At 56.2% G+C, this 23,321-nt stretch carries 17 protein-coding genes; 6 read left to right on the forward strand and 11 right to left on the reverse strand.

The genetic code is table 11. The features are described 5' to 3' along the window. Positions 1 to 3: 3 nt before the first annotated feature. Positions 4 to 1,710 carry a dihydrolipoyllysine-residue acetyltransferase gene (gene aceF / locus ERD84_RS10835; RefSeq protein ID WP_130039624.1) on the reverse strand — a complete coding sequence of 569 codons (1,707 nt, stop codon included), beginning with the start codon at positions 1,708 to 1,710 and terminating at the stop codon, positions 4 to 6. Between the two features lie 15 nt (positions 1,711 to 1,725). Continuing rightward, positions 1,726 to 4,437 (reverse strand): pyruvate dehydrogenase (acetyl-transferring), homodimeric type, encoded by a 2,712-nt coding sequence (gene aceE / locus ERD84_RS10840; RefSeq protein ID WP_130039625.1) that lies wholly within the window; start codon positions 4,435 to 4,437, stop codon positions 1,726 to 1,728. 276 nt (positions 4,438 to 4,713) lie between these two features. On the opposite strand from aceE, the gene ERD84_RS10845 reads away from it, so the two are divergent. From ERD84_RS10845 to ERD84_RS10865, 5 genes are all read left to right on the forward strand, one after another. Then, positions 4,714 to 6,471 carry a PAS domain-containing sensor histidine kinase gene (locus ERD84_RS10845; RefSeq protein ID WP_130039626.1) on the forward strand — a complete coding sequence of 586 codons (1,758 nt, stop codon included), beginning with the start codon at positions 4,714 to 4,716 and terminating at the stop codon, positions 6,469 to 6,471. Further along, positions 6,468 to 7,094: a response regulator transcription factor gene (locus tag ERD84_RS10850; RefSeq protein WP_130039627.1), complete on the forward strand. Its 627-nt coding sequence runs from the start codon at positions 6,468 to 6,470 to the stop codon at positions 7,092 to 7,094. Before ERD84_RS10845 ends, ERD84_RS10850 begins: the two co-directional genes overlap by 4 nt. After that, entirely contained in the window at positions 7,091 to 7,942 is an 852-nt protein-coding gene (folD, locus tag ERD84_RS10855) for a bifunctional methylenetetrahydrofolate dehydrogenase/methenyltetrahydrofolate cyclohydrolase FolD (RefSeq protein WP_130039628.1), read from the forward strand. Before ERD84_RS10850 ends, folD begins: the two co-directional genes overlap by 4 nt. Positions 7,943 to 8,011: 69 nt before the next feature. Further along, positions 8,012 to 10,084, forward strand: coding sequence for a M3 family metallopeptidase (locus ERD84_RS10860; RefSeq protein WP_130039629.1), 2,073 nt, complete (start codon positions 8,012 to 8,014; stop codon positions 10,082 to 10,084). 115 nt (positions 10,085 to 10,199) lie between these two features. Continuing rightward, positions 10,200 to 10,790 (forward strand): SCO family protein, encoded by a 591-nt coding sequence (locus ERD84_RS10865; protein WP_130040032.1) that lies wholly within the window; start codon positions 10,200 to 10,202, stop codon positions 10,788 to 10,790. A 48-nt stretch (positions 10,791 to 10,838) separates the two neighbouring features. On the opposite strand, the gene ERD84_RS10870 is transcribed toward ERD84_RS10865, so the two are convergent. From ERD84_RS10870 to ERD84_RS10895, 6 genes are all read right to left on the reverse strand, one after another. Then, positions 10,839 to 12,278 carry a dihydrolipoyl dehydrogenase gene (locus ERD84_RS10870; RefSeq protein WP_130039630.1) on the reverse strand — a complete coding sequence of 480 codons (1,440 nt, stop codon included), beginning with the start codon at positions 12,276 to 12,278 and terminating at the stop codon, positions 10,839 to 10,841. An 84-nt stretch (positions 12,279 to 12,362) separates the two neighbouring features. After that, positions 12,363 to 12,938, reverse strand: a complete 576-nt coding sequence (locus ERD84_RS10875; protein WP_130039631.1) for a nitroreductase family protein — start codon at positions 12,936 to 12,938, stop codon at positions 12,363 to 12,365. A 79-nt stretch (positions 12,939 to 13,017) separates the two neighbouring features. Further along, positions 13,018 to 13,743, reverse strand: a complete 726-nt coding sequence (locus tag ERD84_RS10880) for a pyridoxine 5'-phosphate synthase (protein WP_130039632.1) — start codon at positions 13,741 to 13,743, stop codon at positions 13,018 to 13,020. Positions 13,744 to 13,799: 56 nt separating this feature from the next. Beyond that, entirely contained in the window at positions 13,800 to 15,332 is a 1,533-nt protein-coding gene (locus tag ERD84_RS10885) for an efflux transporter outer membrane subunit (RefSeq protein ID WP_130039633.1), read from the reverse strand. Then, the gene (locus tag ERD84_RS10890; protein ID WP_130039634.1) at positions 15,329 to 18,523 is read right to left on the reverse strand and encodes an efflux RND transporter permease subunit; all 3,195 of its coding nucleotides are present in this window, start codon (positions 18,521 to 18,523) and stop codon (positions 15,329 to 15,331) included. The genes ERD84_RS10885 and ERD84_RS10890 overlap by 4 nt, the downstream gene beginning before the upstream one ends. 83 nt (positions 18,524 to 18,606) lie before the next feature. Next, entirely contained in the window at positions 18,607 to 19,902 is a 1,296-nt protein-coding gene (locus tag ERD84_RS10895; protein ID WP_130039635.1) for an efflux RND transporter periplasmic adaptor subunit, read from the reverse strand. 263 nt (positions 19,903 to 20,165) lie between these two features. Here ERD84_RS10895 and ERD84_RS10900 point away from each other — a divergent pair, with 263 nt between their 5' ends. Beyond that, a complete protein-coding gene (locus ERD84_RS10900; protein WP_130039636.1) occupies positions 20,166 to 20,483 on the forward strand; it encodes a BON domain-containing protein in 318 nt (105 codons plus the stop codon). Positions 20,484 to 20,504: 21 nt separating this feature from the next. On the opposite strand, the gene ERD84_RS10905 is transcribed toward ERD84_RS10900, so the two are convergent. From ERD84_RS10905 to ERD84_RS10915, 3 genes are all read right to left on the reverse strand, one after another. Beyond that, positions 20,505 to 21,299 carry an ABC transporter ATP-binding protein gene (locus tag ERD84_RS10905; protein ID WP_130039637.1) on the reverse strand — a complete coding sequence of 265 codons (795 nt, stop codon included), beginning with the start codon at positions 21,297 to 21,299 and terminating at the stop codon, positions 20,505 to 20,507. Position 21,300: 1 nt separating this feature from the next. Continuing rightward, entirely contained in the window at positions 21,301 to 22,194 is an 894-nt protein-coding gene (locus ERD84_RS10910) for an ABC transporter permease (protein ID WP_130039638.1), read from the reverse strand. A gap of 103 nt (positions 22,195 to 22,297) precedes the next feature. After that, complete coding sequence (locus ERD84_RS10915) at positions 22,298 to 23,191, reverse strand: ABC transporter substrate-binding protein (protein WP_245150694.1); 894 nt, start codon at positions 23,189 to 23,191, stop codon at positions 22,298 to 22,300. Between the last annotated feature and the right edge of the window lie 130 nt (positions 23,192 to 23,321).

Raw genomic sequence — 23,321 nt, forward strand, 5'->3', positions numbered from 1 at the left:
CTCCTATAGCACGATGCGGCGGAAGTCGGCCAGCAGGCTGCCCAGATAGGCGTTGAAGCGGGCTGCAGCAGCGCCGTCGATAACCCGATGATCGTACGACAGCGACAGCGGCAGCATGAGTCGAGGCTCAAACTCCTTCCCATTCCAGACCGGAGCATGCGCGGAACGCGACACACCAAGAATGGCGACTTCTGGCGCATTGATGATGGGCGTGAACGACGTTCCTCCTATACCGCCCAGCGAGGAAATCGAGAAGCATCCACCTTGCATCTGACTGGGTGAAAGCTTGCCGTCGCGTGCCAAGCCGGCAAGTTCTGCGGTCTCGGAGGCCAATTCAACAATGCCTTTTTTGTCGGCATCGCGAATGACTGGTACGACCAGCCCGTTAGGCGTATCAGCAGCAAAACCGATGTGATAGTACTGCTTCAGGACCAGATTATCACCGTCGATGGATGCATTGAACTCAGGAAATTTCTTGAGCCCTGCAACCACCGCCTTGATAAGGAAGGCCAGCATGGTGACCTTGACGCCCGACTTCTGGTTTTCTTTGTTCAGTGTCTGGCGCAAGTCTTCGAGTTCGGTAATGTCAGCCACATCGTTATTGGTAACGTGAGGAATCATCACCCAGTTCCGATGCAGATTGGCACCGGAAATCTTTTTGATGCGTGACAGCGGTTTGGTTTCGATGGAGCCGAACTTGCCAAAGTCGACCTTGGGCCACCCCAACACACTCAAGCCGCCCTCGCCGCCCGCAGCAGCAACGGGTATGCCGCCACCTACCGCCAGGGTGCTCTTGACGTATTGCTGGACGTCTTCCTTGGTAATGCGGTTCTTGGCGCCCGAACCGGTTACAGCGCCCAGATTCACACCCAGTTCGCGCGCGAATTTCCGTACCGAAGGCGAAGCGTGTGGCAAATTGCGCAGCGGCACATCGGCTTCCGCATAGGCTTCGGTGGGCGAGTGACGTTGGGGTGGAACCGATGCCATGCCACTGCTTGTCACGGATGCTGGGGACGTGCTGGAAGGCGCCTGTACGGGCTTGGACGCAGGTGCTTCCTGCGGCACTTGAGCAGCAGGTTCCTTATCGGGGGCGGGCGTCTGGGCCTGGCCTTCGCTGGCCTGAACCTCGATGATTTCCGACCCCTGATTGACTTTGTCACCCAGCTTCACTTTGACTGCAGTTACCACGCCCGCATGCGAAGCAGGAACTTCCATGGACGCTTTGTCGGACTCGACAGTAATCAGGCTTTGCTCGGCGGCAATCGTATCGCCCACTGCAACCATGATTTCTATTACTTCGACGTCGGTTGCGTCGCCGATATCAGGCACGACAATCGTGACTCGCTCGCCATCCTGGCGCGCTGGAGGTGTTTCCTTGGCGGGTGCTTCTTGCTGACTGTCTGGGGTGGGAGCAGATTGTTCCTTGGCCGGAGCCGGCTTGCTGTCTGTTGCGCTCTCGGCGCCGGCTCCTTGGGTTTCTACCTGCAGAATGACGGAGCCTTCTTTGATCTTGTCGCCGACTTTGACGGCAACCGACTTGACCACCCCGGCCTGAGGCGAGGGAATTTCCATGGAGGCTTTGTCGGACTCGACCGTGATCAGGCTTTGCTCTGCGGCAATTGTATCGCCTTCGGAAACCAGGACCTCAATAATTTCAACTTCGCTGAAATCGCCGATATCCGGGACTTTCACTTCGATGGTGTTGCTCATGTTCGTGTCCCCCTTTTAAGCGTGATGCGGGTTGGCTTTTTCAGGATTGATGCCATACTTTTTGATGGCTTCTGCGACTTTGGCCATGGGCAACTTGCCTTCATCGGCCAATCCGCGCAAGGCAGCCAGCACCACAAAGTGACGGTCGACCTCGAAGTGTTCGCGCAGCTTGTAGCGGAAGTCGGAACGGCCGAAACCATCGGTACCCAATACCCTGAACGTGCGATCTTTAGGAATATAGGGGCGAATCTGGTCGCCATACGACTTCACATAGTCGGTCGAAACAATAATGGGGCCGGTAGTATCCTGCAGCTTCTGGCTGACGTACGACACCGGGGCCTTGCTGTCTTCGGGATGAAGCAGGCTGTGACGTTCGCAATCGAGGCCATCGCGACGCAATTCGGTAAAGCTGGTCACGCTCCAGACGTCGGAGGCCACGCCCCAATCGCTGTCCAGCAATTCCTGGGCGGCAAGGACTTCACGCAGTATGGTGCCCGAGCCCATGAGCTGGACACGCAGTTTCTTGCTGTCACCATGCGATTTGAACTTGTACATCCCGCGGATAATGCCCTCTTCGTCACCTGCCTTCAAGCCCGGTTGAGCGTAGTTCTCATTCATCACGGTGATGTAGTAGTACACATTTTCCTGGTTCTCGACCATGCGTTTCAGGCCGTCCTGAATAATGACAGCCAGTTCGTGTCCGAAGGTCGGATCGTAGGAAACACAATTAGGAATGAGGGCCGACATAATGTGGCTGTGACCGTCTTCGTGTTGCAATCCTTCGCCGTTCAGGGTCGTGCGTCCGGCCGTACCGCCCAGCAGGAAACCGCGCGCCTGCATATCGCCCGCTGCCCAGGCCAGATCGCCAACGCGCTGAAAACCGAACATCGAGTAATAGATAAAGAACGGAATCATGATTCGGTTATTGGTCGAGTATGACGTCGCGGCGGATATCCAGGAGCTGAAGGCGCCCGCCTCGTTGATCCCTTCTTGCAGTAACTGGCCGTTTTCCGTTTCACGGTAATACATGACCTGGTCTTTATCGACAGGCGTGTATTTTTGACCTTCTGGCGCATAGATGCCGATCTGGCGGAACAAACCTTCCATACCGAACGTACGGGATTCGTCAGCCAGTATGGGTACCACACGCGGGCTGAGCTCCTTGTCGCGCAGAATTTGATTCAGGATGCGTACAAAAGCTTGCGTAGTGGAAATCTCACGGCCTTCGGCAGTGGGTTCCAGTACAGCCTTGAAGGCTTCAAGTTTGGGTGCAGAGAGTTGTTCATCTGCCTTTACACGGCGATGGGGCAAGTAGCCGCCAAGACTATTGCGGCGTTCGTGCAGGTATTTCATTTCGGGCGAGTCGTCGGCCGGCTTGAAATACGGCAATTGTTCGAGCTTGTCGTCGGGTACGGGAATGTTGAAGCGGTCACGGAATTCGCGCACGGCTTCCATGTCGAGCTTCTTTTGCTGGTGCGTGGGATTCTTGGCCTGGCCCACGTGCCCCATGCCGTAACCCTTGATGGTCTTGGCAAGAATGACTGTAGGCTGACCGGAATGCTCGGTGGCTGCCTTGAATGCAGCATAAACCTTGTAAGGATCGTGACCGCCGCGATTGAGGCGCCAGACGTCTTCGTCGCTCATGCGGCTGACCATTTCGAGCAGCTTGGGATGTTTGCCGAAGAAGTGCTCGCGCACAAACTTACCGTCGTGTGCCTTATAGGCCTGGTACTCGCCGTCGACCGACTCCTGCATGACCCGGCGCAAAATACCTTCTTTGTCACGTGCGAGAAGAGGATCCCAGTACCCGCCCCATATCAGCTTAATGACATTCCAGCCGCTGCCGCGGAAGTCGCCCTCGAGTTCCTGAATGATTTTGCCATTGCCGCGCACCGGGCCATCTAGGCGCTGCAGGTTGCAGTTAATGACAAAAATGAGGTTGTCGAGTTTCTCGCGCGAGGCGAGGCTGATGGCGCCCAGGGATTCGGGCTCGTCCATTTCACCATCGCCGCAAAACACCCAGACTTTACGCTTGCTGGTGTCGGCAATGCCACGTGCATGCAGATATTTGAGGAAACGAGCCTGATAAATGGCCATCAGAGGGCCCAGGCCCATGGACACTGTGGGGAATTGCCAGAAGTCGGGCATCAGCTTGGGATGCGGATAGGATGGCAAGCCCTTGCCATCGACTTCCTGGCGGAAATTGTTCAGCTGCTCTTCGGTCAGGCGGCCCTCAAGATAAGCGCGACCATAAATACCGGGCGATGAATGCCCCTGAAAATAGACCAGATCACCGCCGTGATCTTCGGTTTCAGCATGCCAGAAATGGTTTTGTCCGCAACCTATCATGGTGGCCAAGGACGCGAATGAGGCAATGTGGCCACCCAGGTCGCCGCCATCGGGTGGGTTGTGACTGTTGGCCTTGACCACCATGGCCATGGCATTCCAGCGCACATATGAGCGGATACGCTCTTCCAGTATCAGATTGCCCGGATGCGCAGGCTCCAGGCCCGGCGGTATCGTATTGACGTAAGAAGTATTGGGTGAAAAAGGAATATAGGCACCTGAGCGTCGTGCCAGGTCGATCAGCCGTTCCAGCAGGAAATGAGCGCGTTCTGGTCCTTCCCGATCAAGTACGGCTTCGAGCGCTTCGAGCCATTCTTGTGTTTCAAGAGCGTCGTCATCGACGTCTGTTGCTTTAGTGTTTGCTTGATCAAGAGAGGACATCTGCTGTCTCCTGTTTAAATGGTGGAATCGGATACGAAAACTTGCACCAATGTGTCACGTTATACATGAATACCCGACTGTTGCGAATCTTGACTTTCGGCTGGCTCGTATTCCTAGCTGCCTTATTCTAGGAAAGACCCAGTAGATGTTCAAGCAAAATTTCATTTTATGATATTAATTTTTATAATGTGAAATGCGGTAAATGTGGATACCGTCTAAAATGCACACAGCATTTGCATCGCGCTTACAGTTCGTATGGCGCTTGAACATAAAAACATGGCGACTCCTTCCAAGAAATCCCTGATACCCACCACGTTCTATGATCAGGCCAATCATCCCCGCCGCGGGTTCTATTGGCTGACCCCGGTCATCGTGTTGATTCTGTATCTGTGCGTCATGGGAGTGTTTGTCTGGCTGCAGCAATTGCACAACGACAGTGTCATGTTCGTCACCATAGACCAGGAAACACGTCAGCAGCGCCTGCTCATGGTCGTCGCCGCCCTCTCACTGGTCATCGTATTAAGCTTGCTGGCCCTCTGGCGCTATACACGTTTTCGCACTCGGGCCGAAGCCGCCCTGATCGCCGAAACAGGCTTTCGGCGTGCCATGGAAAACTCCATGTCCACAGGCATGCGGGTATTCGACATGCATGGCCGTATCGCCTATGTCAATCCGGCGTTCTGCCGCATGATAGGCTGGAATGAAGCCGACCTGATCGGCCGAACCACACCTTTTCCCTATTGGCTTCCGGGCCGGCACGCCCAGCACCAGGAAACACTCGACGTCCTGCTGTCGGGCCGTACCCCCAGCAGCGGCCTCGAGGTCGAGGCACAACGACGCGACGGATCGCGCTTTACTGCGCGCATGTACGTATCGCCGCTGCGAGACCCCAACGGCGAACAAATTGGCTGGATGACCTCGATGACCGACATCACCGAGCCCAAACGCATACGCGAAGCACTGACTGCCGCCCATGAACGCTTCATGACCGTGCTCGAAGGCCTGGACGACGCTATTTCGGTGGTCGCCGATACAGCCGACGGCCTTGAGCTCCTGTTTGCCAACCGTACTTATCGACGCTTTTTTGGCGCCCAGTCCAATGGTCACGCCGAGTTGCTGGGCGGTCGCCTGGGCCGCTTCACCGACGAAACCGTAGAGACTTTTTCAAGTTCGGCACAACGCTGGTTCGAAGTGCATCACCGTATCCTGGCCTGGACCGACGGGCGCCGAGTACGTTTGCAGGTAGCACGCGATATCACCGAAAGGCGCACGCATGAAGAAGCATCACGTGTCCAGCAAGAAAAAATTCAACTCACCAGCCGCCTGACTACCATGGGCGAAATGGCTTCGTCGCTGGCACATGAACTGAACCAGCCTCTGACGGCCATCAGCAACTACAATATGGCTGCTGTGGCCATGCTCAAGTCCGGTCATGCCGATCCTGATCGCTTGGTCGAAGCACTTGAAAAGGCCGCCAGCCAGGCCGAACGGGCAGGCAAGATCATCAGCCGCATACGTGAATTCGTCAAACGCAGCGAACCGCGCCGACAACAAGTATCGGTCATGCGCATAGTCGAAAACGCGGTGGGCTTTGCCGACATCGACGCCCGCAAGCGTCAGGTGGAAATACAGCTGGACCTGCCCGAATACATTCCAGACGTCCTGGCCGACCCCATACTGATCGAGCAGGTATTATTGAACCTGCTCAAAAATGGCGTCGAAGCCATGGAAAGTAGTGACTATCGTACCTTGCATCTGGTCATCACCCATCAGCTCCCGCTGATCGAAATCGCCGTTATTGATCGCGGCCACGGACTACGTGACCCCGAGCGTCTGTTTGAGCCTTTTTACAGCACCAAATCCGAGGGCCTGGGCATGGGGCTTAATATCTGCCGTACTATTATTGAATCGCACCATGGCCGCCTATGGGCCAGTGCCAACCCGGAAGGCGGTACTATTTTCCGTTTCACCCTGCCCTGTGCCCAGCCACAAGCCACCAGCACAACAGAAAAACCCCAGGAGTTGAATGCATGACTACACCCCAAGCACCGAGCACAATATATATCGTCGATGACGACGAAGCGGTACGCGACTCATTGCGCTGGCTGCTGGAAGCCAATGGCTATCGCGTCCGTAGCTTCAGCGGTGCCGAAGAATTCCTTCATGCCTATGAACCCGACCAGGTGGGTGTCCTGATTGCCGACGTACGCATGCCCGGCATGAGCGGCCTGGAGCTGCAAGAGGAACTTCTCCGGCGTGAAGCGCCCTTGCCTATTGTGTTCATCACCGGACACGGAGACGTGCCAATGGCCGTCTCGACCATGAAAAAAGGCGCTGTCGATTTTCTTGAAAAGCCTTTCAACGAAACCGACCTGCGCAACATTGTTGCACGCATGCTCGAACAGGCCTCCGAGCGGGTCAGCCAGGCACAGGCGCAAAAGAACCATCAAGCTGTGCTCAGCCGCCTGACCGCGCGTGAACAGCAGGTACTCGAACGCATCGTGGCTGGTCGCCTGAACAAGCAGATTGCCGGCGACTTGAACATCAGTATCAAAACTGTCGAAGCACACCGTGCCAACATCATGGAAAAACTCGAAGTCACCACCGTGGCCGACCTCATGAAAATCGCCCTGACCAAAGCTGAGGGCGTCGCATGACCGCGCGTATTCTCGACGGAAAACTGCTTTCTGACTCTGTCAAGGCTGAAGTAGCCACTCGTGTTGAAGCGCTGAAAACGCGCGGAATCACCCCTGGCCTGGCCGTTGTCCTGGTTGGCTCGGACCCCGCCTCGCAAGTCTATGTCCGCAACAAGGCGGCGGCTTGCGAAAAAGCCGGGCTACATTCGCGCGTCATACGCCTGGACGGTGACATCACAGAAGAAGCCTTGCTCGATGTCGTACGCGAGCTGAATGGCGACGATGCCGTGCATGGCATACTGGTGCAACTGCCGCTGCCGCGTCACATGAATGCGGCCAAGGTCATCGAAACCATCGCCGCCGACAAAGACGTGGACGGCTTCCATATCAGCAATGCAGGCCTGCTCATGACGGGCCAGCCTTTGTTCCGGCCATGCACGCCATACGGCATCATGAAAATGCTTGAATCCGAACAGATTTCGCTGTGGGGCGCCGAGGCTGTTGTAGTGGGTGCCAGCAACATCGTGGGCAAGCCCATGGCCATGCTGATGCTGGCTGCAGGCGCTACGGTCACCCTGTGCAATTCCAAAACTCGTGACCTGGCGGCACAAACACGCCGGGCCGATGTGCTGGTAGTAGCCACCGGCAAGCCGGGCATGGTGACCGGCGACATGATCAAGCCCGGCGCCACGGTCATCGATGTGGGCATCAACCGCAACGATCAGGGCAAGCTCGTTGGTGATGTCGATTTCGACTCGGCACGCGAAGTGGCCGGTCTTATTACTCCCGTTCCAGGTGGTGTCGGCCCCATGACCATCGCAATGCTGCTGGTCAATACACTGGAAGCCGCTGAACGCCGCGCCACGTAACATGAACACCTGCGAAGTCTCATCGGGCAAAGCTTGTGCCACCCGGCTTCGCACTCACGAAAAGTAGCAATGATTTCAAATCCTCTTCTTGCGCCCGTCTCCGTTCTTGTTGATTACGCCGCAATCAAACCCGAACACATCGAACCTGCCATCACTACGCTCATCAATGAGAGCCGGCAGGCCGTCGAGGCCAGTGCGCAACCCGCACTGGCCGCAAGCTGGGAAGCGATTGTCGAGCCGCTCGAAGACGCTACAGAAAAACTCTGGCGCGCGTGGTCTGTGGCGGGCCATTTGAACGCCGTGGTCAATACGCCTGAATTACGGGCCGCCTACAACCAGTGCCTGCAACAAGTCACGGAGTTTTCCACCTGGGTGGGATTGCATACGGGGCTGTACGAACAATACAAGCGCTTGAAGCACGTACCAGAATTTGCCCGGCTGCCAGCGGTGCGTCAACGCATCATAGATCTGGCCTTGCGTGATTTCCGCCTTGGTGGCGTCGAGCTGCAAGGCGAGCAACGCAAGCGTTACGCCGATATTTCCGAGAAACAGGCCCAGGCATCGCAGAAATTCTCGGAAAACGTCCTTGATGCCATTGATCAGTGGTCGCTATTCGTCAACGATGCAACACGCCTTGCCGGTTTGCCTGACGATGTCGTACAGGCTGCCCAGGCGGCTGCGCAGACCGATGGCAAACAAGGCTGGAAACTGGTCTTGAAGATGCCCTGCTATATACCCGTCATGCAATACGCACAAGACCGGGAGTTGCGCTATGAGATGTATCGGGCCTACACCACGATCGCATCCGAGCAGGGTGCTCCCGAGCTGGATAACTCCGCGCTCATAGAGCAGTTGCTGGCACTGCGCGCCGAAGAAGCGACATTGCTGGGCTACGACAGCTATGCCGACCTGCGCCTGGAAACACGCATGGCTGACAATGCCGAACAGGTCCTGGATTTTCTGCGCGAACTTGCCGCCAAGGCCAAGCCTTATGCCATCCAGGATCTCGCACAGTTACGTCAATTCGCTGCCGACCAACTAAACCTGACCGATCTGCAGCCCTGGGATATTGCCTTTGCTTCGGAACGCCTGCGCGAAACGCGCTACGCCTACTCCGAGGAAGAGGTCAAACAGTATTTCACTGAACCTCAGGTCCTTGCCGGCCTGTTCCAGGTAATTCAAACCTTGTTCAGCGTCAGCCTGCGCGCCAGCAATGCCAGTACTTGGCATGACGATGCCCAGGCCTACGAAGTGGTATCGGCCCAGGGCGAAGTACTAGGCACGCTTTATATTGATTTGTACGCACGTCAAGGTAAGCAAAGTGGCGCCTGGGTCGACAGTGAACGTAATCGCCGCCGTCACGACGGGTTTGTGCAAACCCCTGTGGTCTACCTGACCTGCAACTTTTCGCGCGCCCAGAACGGCAAGCCCGCCCTCCTGACGCACGATGACGTCATTACGCTGTTTCACGAAAGTGGGCACGCCTTGCACGCTTTGCTGTCGCAGGTCGATGATCCTGGCGCGGCGGCATTTGCCAGTGTCGAGTGGGATGCCATAGAACTGCCGTCACAGTTCATGGAGAACTTCTGCTGGGAGTATAAAGTGGTTCACGCCCTGTCTGCCCACGTAGATACTGGCGAGGCTCTGCCCCGCATGCTCTACGATAAGCTGCTGGCCGCCCGCAACTTCCAAAGCGGGATGCAAATGCTGCGGCAAATTGAATTCTCTTTGTTCGACATGGGTATTCATCATCAGTCGCACGGCTTGTCCATTAACGCCGTACTTGCGCTGCTCGAACAGGTGCGCCAGGAAGTCGCGGTATTATTCCCTCCAGCCTGGAACCGCTTTCCCCATAACTTCTCGCACTTGTTCGCCGGTGGCTATGGCGCTGGCTACTATAGTTATAAATGGGCCGAAGTCCTATCAGCCGATGCCTATGCGGCGTTCGAAGAAAACTGCGTGTCGACCGATGGACAATCCACCGATACATTGAATCCCGTCACCGGCAAACGCTTCCTGGATGAAATTCTTGCGGTGGGCGGATCACGTCCGGCCGCCGAGTCATTCAAGGCCTTCCGGGGCCGCGAGCCATCCATCGACGCCCTGTTGCGCCATAGTGGCATGGCAGCAGAGGTTCAGTAGGCCCTTGGCGCCCAGCTCAGACAATAGCTCCTGTGAACCACAGTAAGCAGCATGCTGTCCTATAATCTTTAAGGGTGCTGTTGCCCTACTTTCTGTTTTGGTTGCCATGCGTACGATGTATCGTTTCTTCCTGGGTTTTCTGGCAAGCGCCGTACTTGCTTGGGCTGGCATTGCCCAGGCGGAAACCGCCCTGCACAACGTGAAGGGTTTTTTGCCTGACCTACGCTTCACGCTGCAGGCAGCCGGTGGCCAAACCATGACCGAAGACGATTTCAAGGGCAGTACGGTCATGCTGTTTTTTGGCTACGCCAGTTGTCCTGACGTCTGCCCTACGACAATGGCACAGCTGTCCCAAGTAATGCTCGAGCTGGGCGACGAGGCTGACAAGGTACAAATCGTATTCGTCAGCGTCGACCCTCATCGGGATACGCCGGATATCCTGCAGGCTTACGTCGAGGCTTTCGACAGCAATGCCATTGGCCTGACGGGTACCGAAAAACAGGTGGCCGACGTAGCACGCCGCTATCGCGTGGCGTTCCAGATCGAGAAACCTTCAGGTGACAATCCCGACAACTATGAAGTCGCCCATAGCCGCGGCGTGTATATTTTCGATGCCTCGGGCAAGGCACGCTATCTGGCTGCTGACACTGAGTCGGTGGAGGTGTTGACGGCTGGGGTCAGGACGCTGCTGGAGCAGCAGGGGTAGCCTGCCGCATTAATAGGGTACTTTTATACGCTGAATTGCTAAAGCGCATCAGGCGCTATTCACCGCCTGATCCCCTTCGCACACATGCTCCAGCTCAGCCGCGGCCAGCTTCTTGGCACAGTCCCTCAGTGCTGTCCGCAAGCCCTCTTCCACCACCGGGTGATAAAACGGCATTTTCAGCATTTCAGCGACAGACAGCTCTTTTTGCACCGCCCAGGCCAGCAAATGTGCAATATGCTCCATAGCCGGCCCTGCCATTTCGGCGCCTAAAAAACGGCCATCCCGCACGCAGCCATACACCCTCAGCTTGCCGCGGTTCTTCAGCATTACGCGCGAACGACCCTGATTCGAAAAATCCACTTCTCCTATCACCACGCCCTGGCTGGGCAAATCCTTGAACCGCATGCCCGCCTGCGCCAGCTGTGGATCAGAAAATACTACAGCCATGGGTGCGCGGCGCTGCGCAGGCTCTATTTCAGGATAGGCGGCGGCATTTTCACCGGCGAACTGGCCATCGTCGGCTGCCTCATGCAAAAGCGGCAATACCCCATTTACATCACCAGCAATGAAAATTGGACTACGACCTACCTGCAAAGTAGCAGAATCGTATACCGGCATGCCTTTGTCGTTGAGCACAGCTGAGGTGTTGTGCAAGTCCAGCTCCTTGACATTGGGTGTGCGCCCCGTTGCCACCAGCAGATAGTCCACACTGACTGTGTGCTCGGCCCCATCCTCCGACTGATAGCTCACGACAACCTGATCACCGTCACGTCGCGTACTTTTGATGCTGGCATTCAAATGTAATGCCAGCTCAGCCTGAAAAGCCTTCACCGCGCTAGCGCGCACCTCAGGGTCGGTCAAACCACCTGCTCCCCCGCTACGGTTCACAATAGTAGTGTTGACCCCCAGGCGCGCTAGAGCCTGTCCTAGCTCGAGTCCGATCACACCCGACCCAAGCACCATCACACTGTCGGGCAAGTCGTCCCAGTAGAAGACATCGTCATTAACGACGACCCGATCGCCCAATGCCCGGTAGGATTCTGGAATAAAAGGAGAGGACCCCGTTGCAATAACAATGCTGCCGGCAGTGATCTCGGTATGATCATCGACCTGCAGCACCGTATCTGACAAAAAGCGTGCATAGCCCCTGATCTTGTCAGAAGCGGGTATGCCCTCTACGCTCTCGAGTACAAACCCCACAAAACGGTCACGCTCTCGCTTGACTCTGTCCATGACCTGTTTGCCATCGATGCGCAAGCTGCCATCGATATGGACTCCGAACGGTGCTGCACTAGCAGCGGTATGGGCAGCCTCGGCTGCTGCAATCAGCAGCTTGGACGGCATGCAGCCAACACGGGCGCAGGTCGTCCCATAAGGCCCGCCCTCAATCAATATGGCTCGCTTGCCCGCAGCTTTGACCGCACGATAGGCCGACAGGCCTGCCGTGCCCGCACCAATAATGGCGACATCCGTATTCAATACTTTCATGAGTCATGCTCCAGTCGGAAACCTTCGGGCGTGCTGGCTGCAAATTGTTGGAGCGCCGTTACGCCCGGCGTGAATGATAAAGGCTCAGGCGCCCTGCCACTCGCTGACGAATTCGCGGTAGTCTGGCCTGGGCTGATCCTGTACGGCACTGATGGGGGTACCCACTGCTATATAGCCCATGAAACGATAGTCAAGGCTGTCGAAACCCAGGCCGCCGGCAACTTCATCGACGTACGTACCCAGGCCAGTGCTCCAGAAGGCAGCATAGCCCATCATATGTGCCGCATTCAATATATTGCTTACGGCGGCACCTGTTGCAAGCATACGCTCATGCTCGGGAATCTTGGTATTGGAGTGATCCAGCTTGCAAGCCACTGCAATCAGTAGCGGAACCTTTGCCAGCCAGCTGCGCGTATTGGCTTCCTTTTCGGGCGCCAGAGGTAAGCCTGCTGCCTTGATGCCGGAAATGGCCATATCGGCTAGACGTGGTATGGCATCACCACGTATCAATGTGAAACGCCAGGGCCTGAGTTTGCCATGGTCTGGCGCGGACATTGCAGTTTGCAGCATGCGTGCCAGTTCATTATCGTTGGGTCCGGGAGCCTGGACAAACTTTGCTGAACGTCGAGACAAGAGATAATTAAGGGCGTCTTCAGACATTACTGACCTTCCTGTGTGAATAGCATAACCTACCCTTATACCAGAGCGGCCTGCTGCAGCGCAATAAGGGCTGTAAAGCCTATGCGTCGCGACGCACAAGCAGTGCTTTCATGTCGCGCACAGCCTGTTCCCAGCCATCGAAAACCGCACGCGCCACAATGGCATGCCCGATATTCAGTTCGGCAATACCTGGCATGGCGGCTATGGTCTGAACATTGTCGTAATGCAATCCGTGGCCGGCATTTACGCGCAGACCGTGCCTGACACCGAGTGCAATGCCGGTCCGTAGGCGTGCCAACTCGAAGTCGCAGGCGGCCTGGTCGGCAGCATCGGCATAGGCGCCCGTATGAAGCTCGATGACAGTGGCCCCTGCCCGCTGAGCAGCGTCTATCTGATCGGCTTCAGGATCAATAAACAGGGAAACCCGTATGCCCGCGTCGTGCAGCTGATTGATTGCCTGCCGGACATGCTGAAACTGGCCCAGCACATCGAGGCCGCCTTCGGTAGTAAGCTCGGCCCGCTTTTCCGGTACCAGGCAGACATCTTGCGGTCGGATCTGACAGGCTATGTCGAGCATTTCAGATGTGACAGCGCATTCGAGGTTCATGCGTGTGCGCAGCAATGGCCGTATGGCGGCCACGTCAGCATCCTGGATGTGGCGGCGATCTTCACGCAGATGAAGTGTGATAAGGTCTGCGCCTGCCTCTTCGGCTCGAAGGGCCGCCTGCACCGGATCCGGATAGCTTGTGTAGCGCTGTTGGCGCAGCGTGGCGACATGATCAATATTTACACCCAACTCAATCATTTTGCCGCACGCTCCTTACTCGGTTGCAATCTATATTACACAAGCATTATGGCCTGTTATTGAATCTTTGTCCTGGCGGTGCCAACACCCTCGACGCTACCCGTCTCGGCACTCGCGTCAGTACTATCTGAACCCTGGGCGGAATCTTTCAGCCAACCACCGCCCAGCGCCTTGTATAGCTCTACGCGGTTGAGCAAAGAATCCATGCCGGTTTGCAGAAAGCTTTGCTGCGTACTGTATAGATCAACCTCGGCATTTTGTACCTGCAAAAAACTATCTATGCCTGTTTCGTAACGCAGCGTGGCCAGACGCAGCGTTTCTTGAGCTGAGTGCTCAAGCGCGCGCAAGGCGTCCAGTTGCTCACTGTAGGTGGCCTCACCTGCCAGGGCATCAGCCACTTCACGAAAGGCAACCTGTATGGTCTTCTCGTATTCAGCCACCGCGATATTGTTGCGAGCCTTGGCAAGGTCAAGGTTGCCGCCAACACCACCGCCAAATATCGGCATTTGCAGCTGCGGAGCAAACTGCCAGAAATGCTGACCGGAGCCGAATAGGCCGCCCAGATCGGCGCTGGCAAAACCTAACAGCCCTGTAATCGAAATACTGGGGAAGAATGCGGCGCGAGCTGCACCAATATTGGCATTGGCCGCCAGCAGGGAGTTTTCGGCAGCCATGATATCGGGGCGACGCTCAAGCAGCTCGGACGGCAAACCTACCGGAATGGCCGCCAGCACCTGATCTCGTCCGAACACAGCTGGCTCGGGCAGATCATTGGCAACAGGTGAACCCAACAATAATTGCAGCGCGTTCCGGGCTTGCGCCTCGGCTCGCTCGATAGCCACCAGATCAGCTTTTACGGTATCGAGCTGGGCGCGCGCCTGATTCAAGTCAAGTGCGGACGCAATACCCCCATCGTAGCGGGCCTGCACCAGGCTCAGGGTATTGCCGCGGGATTTCTGAGTGCTTTGCATCAGCGCTTTGAGCTGTAGCGTAGTGCGCAGCCGGAAATAAGCCTCGGCAACCTGGGCCACCAAATTAATGTGCACAGTGCGACGAGCCTGCGCCGTAGCCAGATACTGTTGAAAAGCTGCTTCCGACAGATTACGCACCCGTCCGAAGAAGTCGAGCTCGAACGCCATCATGCCAACGCCTGCCTGGTAATAGCGGGTAATGCTGTCTGCGTCAGCGCTGGTGCGCAAGTTCTCGGGGTTGCGCGTAATTTGCGCGTTACCGCCAATGCCCAGGGTGGGCAAGCGGTCGCTGGCGGCAATACCATACTGCGCCCGCGCCTCTTCTACGCGGCCCACTGCAATACGCATATCACGGTTATTAGCCAGCGCCTGGCTGATCAAAGCCTGCAGGTGCGGGTCAGTGAAAAACTCACTCCAGCCCAGATCGGAACTGCTGCCTACTTGTGGTGACACGGCATTGGCACTACGGGGGCCGCTATTATTGACGGCATTGCTGTCTGGATACTGTTCCGGGACAGGCAAGGCCGGCCTTTCATATTTGGGTGCAAGTGAGCAACCCACCAGCGCCAGCGAAACCAGCACTGGCAAGGCTGCTAAACGAAATACTCCTGAACTCATGCTTTACCCCCATCATCCGAAGTATGGGGCTCCGATTGTGTTGATTCGTCGTGATGAACGCTGGTCAGGGGTGAGTGGTTGCCGTGTAGCTTGGGCTTGACTTTGAACAGGCTCATCACCACCACAAAGAACGTTGGCACGAACAGCATGGCCAGCGGTGTGGCGGCCAGCATGCCACCCACAACACCCCGACCTACCGCGTTCTGACTGGCCGAGCTGGCGCCTGTGGCAATGGCCAGCGGAACCACACCCAGAATAAAGGCGAATGAAGTCATCAGGATAGGGCGGAAACGCAAGCGTGCAGCCTCGACCGTGGATGTGATCAGGTCACCACCCTCAGCGTAGGTATCTTTGGCGAACTCTACGATCAGAATGGCATTCTTGGCTGCCAAGCCAATCACCGTCACCATACCCACCGTGAAGTACACATCGTTGGACATACCCAATACGGTAACAATACCCACCGCACCCAACATGCCCAGCGGCACCATCAGCATGACGGAAACCGGAATGGCCCAGCTTTCGTACAGGGCTGCCAGCACCATGAAAACCACCAGCATGGCCAGGCCCATCAGGTAAATGGATTGACCGCCGGCCTGCTTCTCTTGGTAGGACAGTCCGGTCCATTCGTAACCGAAACCCGCCGGGAGTTCAGCCACCAGTCTTTCCATTTCGTCCATGGCCTCCCCAGTGGAATAGCCTGACGCGGCCGATCCACCAATACGGATGGACTCATAGCTGTTGTAACGTACCACCTGCACCGGACCTTGCTCCCACTCTGCGGTCACAAAGGAAGCCAGTGGCACGGGATTGCCTTGATTGTTGATGGCACTGAGTTTCATGATGTCGTCAACGCTCATTCGGTGATCCTGGTCAGCCTGAACCCATACGTTCTGTATCCATCCCATATTGGGATACTTGGCGACGAAAGACGAACCCAGAGCCGTGGAGATCAGGTTGGCCGCTTCACTGAATTTAACGCCCAGTGCCCCTGCCTTTTCACGATCGATGGTGAGCCGCAGCTGAGGGCCACCGCCAAGTCCGGTGACGCGGGTGTTCTCGAGCACCGAACTTTTGCTGGCCTCTTGCAGCAATTGTTGAGTCGCTGCCATTAACGCATCGTGCCCTTGCGAACCGCGATCTTGCAAGCGCAGGTCGAATCCGGATGCGTTACCCAAAGAGGAAATAGCGGGGGGCATCACGGAAAACACCATGGAGTCAGGCAGGCCAAACAGCAAAGATTGCGTGGCTTTGGCGGAAATAGCTTGCGCTGAGTTCTCTTCGCCCTTACGTTCTGAAAAATCCTTAAGCGGGACAAACGCGATGGCTGAATTCAAACCGTTACCGTTAAAGCTGAAACCTTGAACCGTCACGATGTTTTGCATCTGTGGCTGGTCCATGAAATAGGCTTCAACCTTTTCAATGATGTCTATGGTTCGATTGGCTGTGGCACCGGAAGGCAGCTCGATGTTGGCAATCACATAACCCTGGTCTTCGTCAGGCAAGAAGGAGGAAGGCAGCCGTATATACATCCAGACCATCGCAACCACCAGCACCAGATACACCAGCAACATGCGACCGCTGCGCTTGAGGATGCGTCCGACCCAGCCCTCGTAGCCCGTCGTCACCTTGTCGAAGGATTTATTGAACCAACCAAAAAAACCTTTCTTCTGTTCGTGGAAGCCTTTGGGAATAGGCTTAAGTATCGTTGCGCACAGGGCGGGAGTGAAACTCAGGGCCAGAAAGCCCGAGAATGCAATCGAGACCGCCATGGCCACCGAGAACTGCTGGTAAATCACCCCTACCGAGCCACTCATGAAGGCCAGCGGCAGAAACACGGTAGACAGCACCAGGGACATACCGACTACAGCGCCACTGATTTGTGGCATGGCCTTCTTGGTGGCTTCTTTGGGCGATAACCCTTCTTCCACCATGATGCGCTCGACGTTCTCGACCACGACAATCGCGTCATCAACCAGAATCCCGATAGCCAGAACCATGGCGAACATGGAGAGTACATTGACCGAAAAACCCATGAGTTGCATCACACCGAAAGCACCCAGGATCGCAATGGGCACCACAAGTGCTGGTATGAGGGTGTATCGGACGTTCTGAAGAAAAATAAACATCACGACGAACACCAGCACCATGGCCTCGAACAAGGTATGTATCACCTGCTCGATGGAAATTTCCACGTAAGGCGTCGTATCGTAGGGTATGGAGTACTCGATATTGCCGGGGAAAAACTTGGCCAGCTCGTCCATCTGAGTTTTGATGCCCTCGGCTGTGGCCAGCGCATTGGCGTTGGTTGCCAGAGAAATAGCAAAAGCTGCCGTGGATTTTCCGTTGAGCCGCGCACCAAACTGGTAGCTGTCGGCACCCACTTCGACTCGAGCCACATCGCGTATGCGCACGCTGGAACCATCCTGATTGGATCTCAGGATGATGTTCTCGTACTCTTTAACGGTAGACAGTTCGCCATTGACCACGATGGGTGCGGAAACCCGTTGGCTGTCTGGGTTGGGAGGCGAACCCAGGATACCGGCGGAAACCAGAGCTGTCTGTGAACCAACCGCCTCGTTGACCTCGGCCATGCTGATGTTGTAGCCGGTGAGCTTGTCGGGATCGACCCAGATACGCATGGCGCGCGGTGCGGCGAAAAGCTGGAAGGTACCCACCCCGGGAACGCGGGATATGCTGTTCTGGATATTACGTGTAATGTAATCGGCCAGAGCAAACTGGTCCATGGACCCATCTGTCGAAGAGAGCGCCACTACCATCAAAAAGTTGGAGTTACTCTTGCTGACCTTGAGGCCTTGCTGCATGACTGCGGCAGGCAGTTTTGACGTAATGTTCGAAATACGGTTCTGCACATCGACCTGCGCCATGTCAGGGTCAGTGCCCGGCGCAAAAGTGGCTGTGATTTCGGCCGAACCGTAAGAATCACTGACCGACTCGTAGTACAACAGGCCAGTGGCGCCGTTCAGCTCGTTTTCGATCACGCTGGCAACAGACTTGGATACGTCATCAGCCGATGCACCCGGGTACGTGGCCTGTATGGAGATAGTTGGCGGCGCCACCTCGGGATACTGCGAGACCGGCATGTTAACCAGCGCCAGGATACCGGCCAATGTAATTGCCAGGGCGATCACCCATGCAAATACGGGACGTTCAATAAAAAACTGCGGCATAAGAGCTCACTTTACTAGCATTGGCTTGTTGCGCAGCCCGGTTCTTCCAGGCTCTGCAACAGATTTGACGCGGAAATTCAGCCTTAGTCGGCAGATTTGGCTGAGGACTCATCGGCAGGCTTGGCGGCCGATTCGGCTTCTGCAGGTTTAGTCTCTGCGCCATCTTTCGCGGGTGCTGCCTTCTGCTCGCCCTTCGGCGCCGCTGCAGCGCCCTGCCCGCCTGCAGCTTGCGCATTTTGTTTCCAGGGAGTTGGCTGCACAGGGGCTCCCGGACGGATTTTCTGGAAGCCCTCAACCACTACTTGATCTCCCGCTTTCAGACCTTTGGTAATGAGGGTTTGGCCGTCAGCAATCATGCCCGTGGATACCGGTACAGTTTGCGCCTTGCCTTCACGAACCACTATCAGGCTGCTTCGACCATCTGCAGTACGTTGGACGGCTTGTTGTGGCACCTTCAGGGCTTTTTCGTCAACGCCTTGCGGCACACGAACCCGCACGTACATGCCTGGAAGCAGAATCTGATTAGGGTTGGGAAACTCTGCACGCATATTGACCTGGCCAGTACCCGGATCAACGGTCACACCCGAAAACAGCAATTTGCCCTGATTGGCATAAGGCGTGCCGTCTTCGAGCAAAGCCTGAACGACGGCATTGCCATCGCCCGACTGCGTCAAGATACCATCGGCCAGCGCACGACGCAGGGTTGCAAGCTCTGAGGTCGAACGATTGACGTCGACGTAAACGCGGTCGAGCTGCTGAACCAGCGCCATCTGCGTGGCCTCGGCTGCGCTGACCAGAGCGCCTTCAGTCACCAGGGATCGACCAATACGGCCGTCTATGGGCGAGACCACCTTGGTATAGCCCAGATTGATATCAGCGACTTGCAATGCGGCCTTAGCCGCTGCAACGGCCGCCTCGGCCTGGCCGGACTGCGCTACAGCGTTATCATATTCCTGGCGGCTGACCGCATTTGCCTTGATGAGTTTTGAATAGCGTTCAGCCAGCAAGCGCGCGCTGCGGACTTCGGCCTCGGCATTCTTGAGCTGGGCATACGCTTGTGCACGCTCCGCTGCGTACGGAGCGGGATCTATCGTGAAAAGCAGTTGCCCGTCTTTGACGTCGCTGCCCTGTTCGAAATTGATTGCCGTGACAATGCCGGTAACACGTGCACGAATCTGCGCATCCTTGATGGCCTGCACCCGGCCAGGAAGTTCGACAAATATTTCGGTACGCGAAGGCTGGACCGTAACCACACTGACTGGTACCTTCATGTCTCCCGCGCCTTGCTGCGGCTTTTCGCCGCAAGCAGCCAGCAACAGCATGCTGGATAATGCAACAATGTATCCTTGCCGCCGGGATGGCAGTAAAAGGTTTGGCATTCAGTGGCTCCTGTACTGCGCTGTGCGGTACTTCGTGAGTCCGCCTGCGCCTTGTGGCTAGTTTGTAAAGCGTGAGTATAAAGGGAAAATGTTGCAGATAGCCACAAAACTGGCGTTTAACCTGCATTAAAGTCGATACTTATGTGTTCGGCGGCGCACGACATTTCCACCCATCAGCGCTTGTGTGGCATGACTGCGGCATGAAAATTGCTGCACGCACAACATGCCTTCAAACGTAAAATTCCTCATCAACTGGAGTTCTCATGACGCATTTCAGGCTCTCTCGTACACTGATCAGCATCGTGGCGGCGCTCACCCTCAGTGCCTGTGCGGCTGATTACTCGCAACGCGACACGGCACAATACACTGACGACGCGGTCATCAACACCAATGTGCAGGCAGCGGTCATAGGCGTTCCGGGTGTGCAGGCCAACACCATGCACGTCAGTACCTACGAAGGTGTCGTCAACCTACGCGGGACGGTCGACACTCAGTTGGCCGCACAAAACGCCATACAGGCGGCGCGCCAAGTGACCGGAGTCAAGAAGGTAGACTACGATATAAAGGTCGGCAGGCAGTAAACAGTACTGTCTGCAGATCTGTCAGCCCAAGAGCAGCCCATCGTCTGCCAAAGCTTCACCCCTGACGCGTTCGAACATATGCAACAGATCGGGCACATCAAGGCCCTGGCGCTCGGAACCTGATACATCCAGCACCACATTGCCCTGGTGCAGCATGACGGTGCGCTCACCAACGTCCAGTGCCTGCCGCATGCTGTGAGTGACCATCATGGTCGTGAGCTTGCTATCGTTCACAATGCGCGTAGTCAGTTCCAGCACGAATTGGGCTGTGCGAGGGTCAAGGGCGGCCGTGTGCTCGTCGAGCAACAGGATCCGCGAGGGACGCAAGGTGGCCATCAACAAACTGACAGCCTGGCGCTGCCCGCCCGACAGCAGGCCTATGCGGTCGGTAAGCCGATTTTCCAGGCCCAGCCCCAGTACAGAAAGTCGTTCACGAAATTCCTCGCGCATTGATTTTTGCACTGCTTTTCCGAGGCCGCGACGCTCGCCGCGGCTATAAGCCAAGGCCAGGTTCTCTTCAATCGTGAGATCTTCGCAAGTGCCTGCCATGGGGTCCTGGAACACGCGTGCGACTCGTTCGGCACGCGTCCACACAGCCTGCCGTGTTACATCCTGACCATCGATGACGATGCTGCCGCTATCGATAGGCAGATCACCGGAAACCGCATTCAGGAAGGTTGATTTACCCGCCCCATTCGAACCGATGACGGTCACAAACTGGCCAGCCGGAATTTCAAGCGACAGTCCGCGCAGCGCTCGGGTTTCTATGGGCGTGCCAGGATTGAAGGTGATATGAAGATTCTTGGCGCTCAACATGTTAACGGCCTCCCTTTTTTCCACGCAGCCGTTGCTTGAGCAATGGGATGACCAGCGCGATAGTGACCAGCACAGCAGTGACCAGATTCAAGTCCTGAGCCTTCAGACCAATGAAATCGGCATTCAGAGCCAGTGCGATAAAGAAGCGATACAGTACAGCCCCTACGATGACCGCAAGCGTGAGCACAACCATGCGGCGCGAAGGCATGATGCTCTCGCCCACAATGACCGCCGCCAGACCAATCACTATGGTGCCTATGCCCATTGAGATATCGGCGCCGCCCTGTGATTGAGCGAACAAGGCTCCAGCCAGTGCACACAATGCATTGGAAATAGCCATGCCTGCCAGCACCCTGTTTCCGGTGGCAACGCCCTGCGAGCGAGCCATACGCGGATTCGAACCAGTAGCCCGCATCGCCAGACCGGCTTTGGTGGAAAAATACCAGTCGAGTGCAAACTTGATAATGATGACCAACACCAGCAGAAGCAGAGGACGAACGATGTAGTCGCTGATGCCCTCCGGCTGCAAGATGGTAAATACCGTAGGTTCGGTTATAAGCGGTACATTGGGGCGCCCCATGATGCGCAGATTGATGGAATACAACGCAATCATCATCAGAATGCTGGCCAGCAAATCCATGATCTTTAGCCTGACATTCAGCCATCCTGTGATCATGCCGGCAATTGCGCCGGCAAGGGCTGCAACCAAGGTGGACGTAAACGGGTCCATGCCCATACTGATCAGCGTGGCGGCCACCGCCCCACCCAGAGGAAAGCTGCCGTCAACCGTCAGGTCGGGAAAGCGCAGCACCCGGAAAGAAATAAATACCCCGAGCGCAACCAAGCCGAAGACCAGGCCAATTTCAAGCGCACCCCATAAAGAATAAATAGACATTGTTCTGATTCAGTGTAGCTAAAATAGAAGCAGGCGGGCTGTGTAGGCAACAACCCGCCTGCTTTAATCTGTGCGGCGATTTTAATCGGCAAGCACTAAGATTTTACTCGACAACCTGCGTGGCCGACTTGACGAAGTCTTCAGACAGCGAAATGCCCTGTTTTTCAGCAGCGCCCGGATTCACGTAGAGCTCAAGCTTGTCGCTGGTTTCGGAAGGCAGGTCGCCCGGCTTTGCGCCTTTGAGAATCTTGATAACCATTTTGCCGGTCTGCAGGCCCAGGTCTTTGTAGTTGACACCCAGGGCGGCAATGGCTCCGCGCTTGACGCTATCAGTGTCGGAGGCAATCAAGGGAATATCAGCATCGTTGCCGACTTTAACCAGGGCCTCGTAGGCCGACACCACGTTGTTGTCGGTGTTTGTGTAGATGACGTCGACTTTGCCAACCAGGCTGCGTGCGGCCGCGCCCACATCTACTGTGCGTGCAGCAGTTGCTTCGACCAGCGTCATGCCAGCCTCGGGCAGGAGCTTGCGCATCTGCTCGACGACAACAACCGAATTGGCTTCGCCAGGGTTGTACACCATACCCACGCGTTTACCTTCAGGTACGACCTTCTTGATGAGATCGACTTGTTTTTCAAGGGCCAGGCTGTCGGAAACACCAGTGACATTGGTGCCCGAGGCCTCCATGGACGGCACCAACTGCGCCGCTACGGGATCAGTGACCGCCGAATAAACTACAGGTATGGTTTTGGTGGCGGCAACCACGGCCTGGGCCGATGGTGTGGCGATGGCGACAATGACGTCGGGATTGTCACCGACAAACTTGCGTGCTATTTGCCCCGCTATGGCGGTGTTGCCCTGCGCCGTCTGGAATTCCCAATCAAGCCCTTTGGCTTCGGTGTAACCAGCTTCGGTGAGTGCCTGCAGGACACCATCGCGGATGGAGTCCAGGGCCGGATGCTCGACGATGGACGTGACTGCCACCGATTGCGCCATGACCGGCGTATGAGCCAAGGCGCCCAGAATCGCCGCAGTGCCTAGAGCCAACTTGGCAGAGTTGCTAAACCTCATGGAATGCTCCTTAACGAATGACGGAAGGCACGAAGTTCGTGCCAGAGATGGGCGT

The sequence above is a fragment of the Pollutimonas harenae genome (assembly GCF_004153685.1).
In the GTDB taxonomy this organism is placed as follows: domain Bacteria; phylum Pseudomonadota; class Gammaproteobacteria; order Burkholderiales; family Burkholderiaceae_B; genus Pusillimonas_C; species Pusillimonas_C harenae.

Coding starts and splice junctions, on each gene's coding strand:
- aceF (WP_130039624.1), bottom strand. CDS start 1,710: ATGAGCAACACCATCGAAGTGAAAGTCCCGGATATCGGCGATTTCAGC.
- aceE (WP_130039625.1), bottom strand. CDS start 4,437: ATGTCCTCTCTTGATCAAGCAAACACTAAAGCAACAGACGTCGATGAC.
- ERD84_RS10845 (WP_130039626.1), top strand. CDS start 4,714: ATGGCGACTCCTTCCAAGAAATCCCTGATACCCACCACGTTCTATGAT.
- ERD84_RS10850 (WP_130039627.1), top strand. CDS start 6,468: ATGACTACACCCCAAGCACCGAGCACAATATATATCGTCGATGACGAC.
- folD (WP_130039628.1), top strand. CDS start 7,091: ATGACCGCGCGTATTCTCGACGGAAAACTGCTTTCTGACTCTGTCAAG.
- ERD84_RS10860 (WP_130039629.1), top strand. CDS start 8,012: ATGATTTCAAATCCTCTTCTTGCGCCCGTCTCCGTTCTTGTTGATTAC.
- ERD84_RS10865 (WP_130040032.1), top strand. CDS start 10,200: ATGTATCGTTTCTTCCTGGGTTTTCTGGCAAGCGCCGTACTTGCTTGG.
- ERD84_RS10870 (WP_130039630.1), bottom strand. CDS start 12,278: ATGAAAGTATTGAATACGGATGTCGCCATTATTGGTGCGGGCACGGCA.
- ERD84_RS10875 (WP_130039631.1), bottom strand. CDS start 12,938: ATGTCTGAAGACGCCCTTAATTATCTCTTGTCTCGACGTTCAGCAAAG.
- ERD84_RS10880 (WP_130039632.1), bottom strand. CDS start 13,743: ATGATTGAGTTGGGTGTAAATATTGATCATGTCGCCACGCTGCGCCAA.
- ERD84_RS10885 (WP_130039633.1), bottom strand. CDS start 15,332: ATGAGTTCAGGAGTATTTCGTTTAGCAGCCTTGCCAGTGCTGGTTTCG.
- ERD84_RS10890 (WP_130039634.1), bottom strand. CDS start 18,523: ATGCCGCAGTTTTTTATTGAACGTCCCGTATTTGCATGGGTGATCGCC.
- ERD84_RS10895 (WP_130039635.1), bottom strand. CDS start 19,902: ATGCCAAACCTTTTACTGCCATCCCGGCGGCAAGGATACATTGTTGCA.
- ERD84_RS10900 (WP_130039636.1), top strand. CDS start 20,166: ATGACGCATTTCAGGCTCTCTCGTACACTGATCAGCATCGTGGCGGCG.
- ERD84_RS10905 (WP_130039637.1), bottom strand. CDS start 21,299: ATGTTGAGCGCCAAGAATCTTCATATCACCTTCAATCCTGGCACGCCC.
- ERD84_RS10910 (WP_130039638.1), bottom strand. CDS start 22,194: ATGTCTATTTATTCTTTATGGGGTGCGCTTGAAATTGGCCTGGTCTTC.
- ERD84_RS10915 (WP_245150694.1), bottom strand. CDS start 23,191: ATGGCGCAATCGGTGGCAGTCACGTCCATCGTCGAGCATCCGGCCCTG.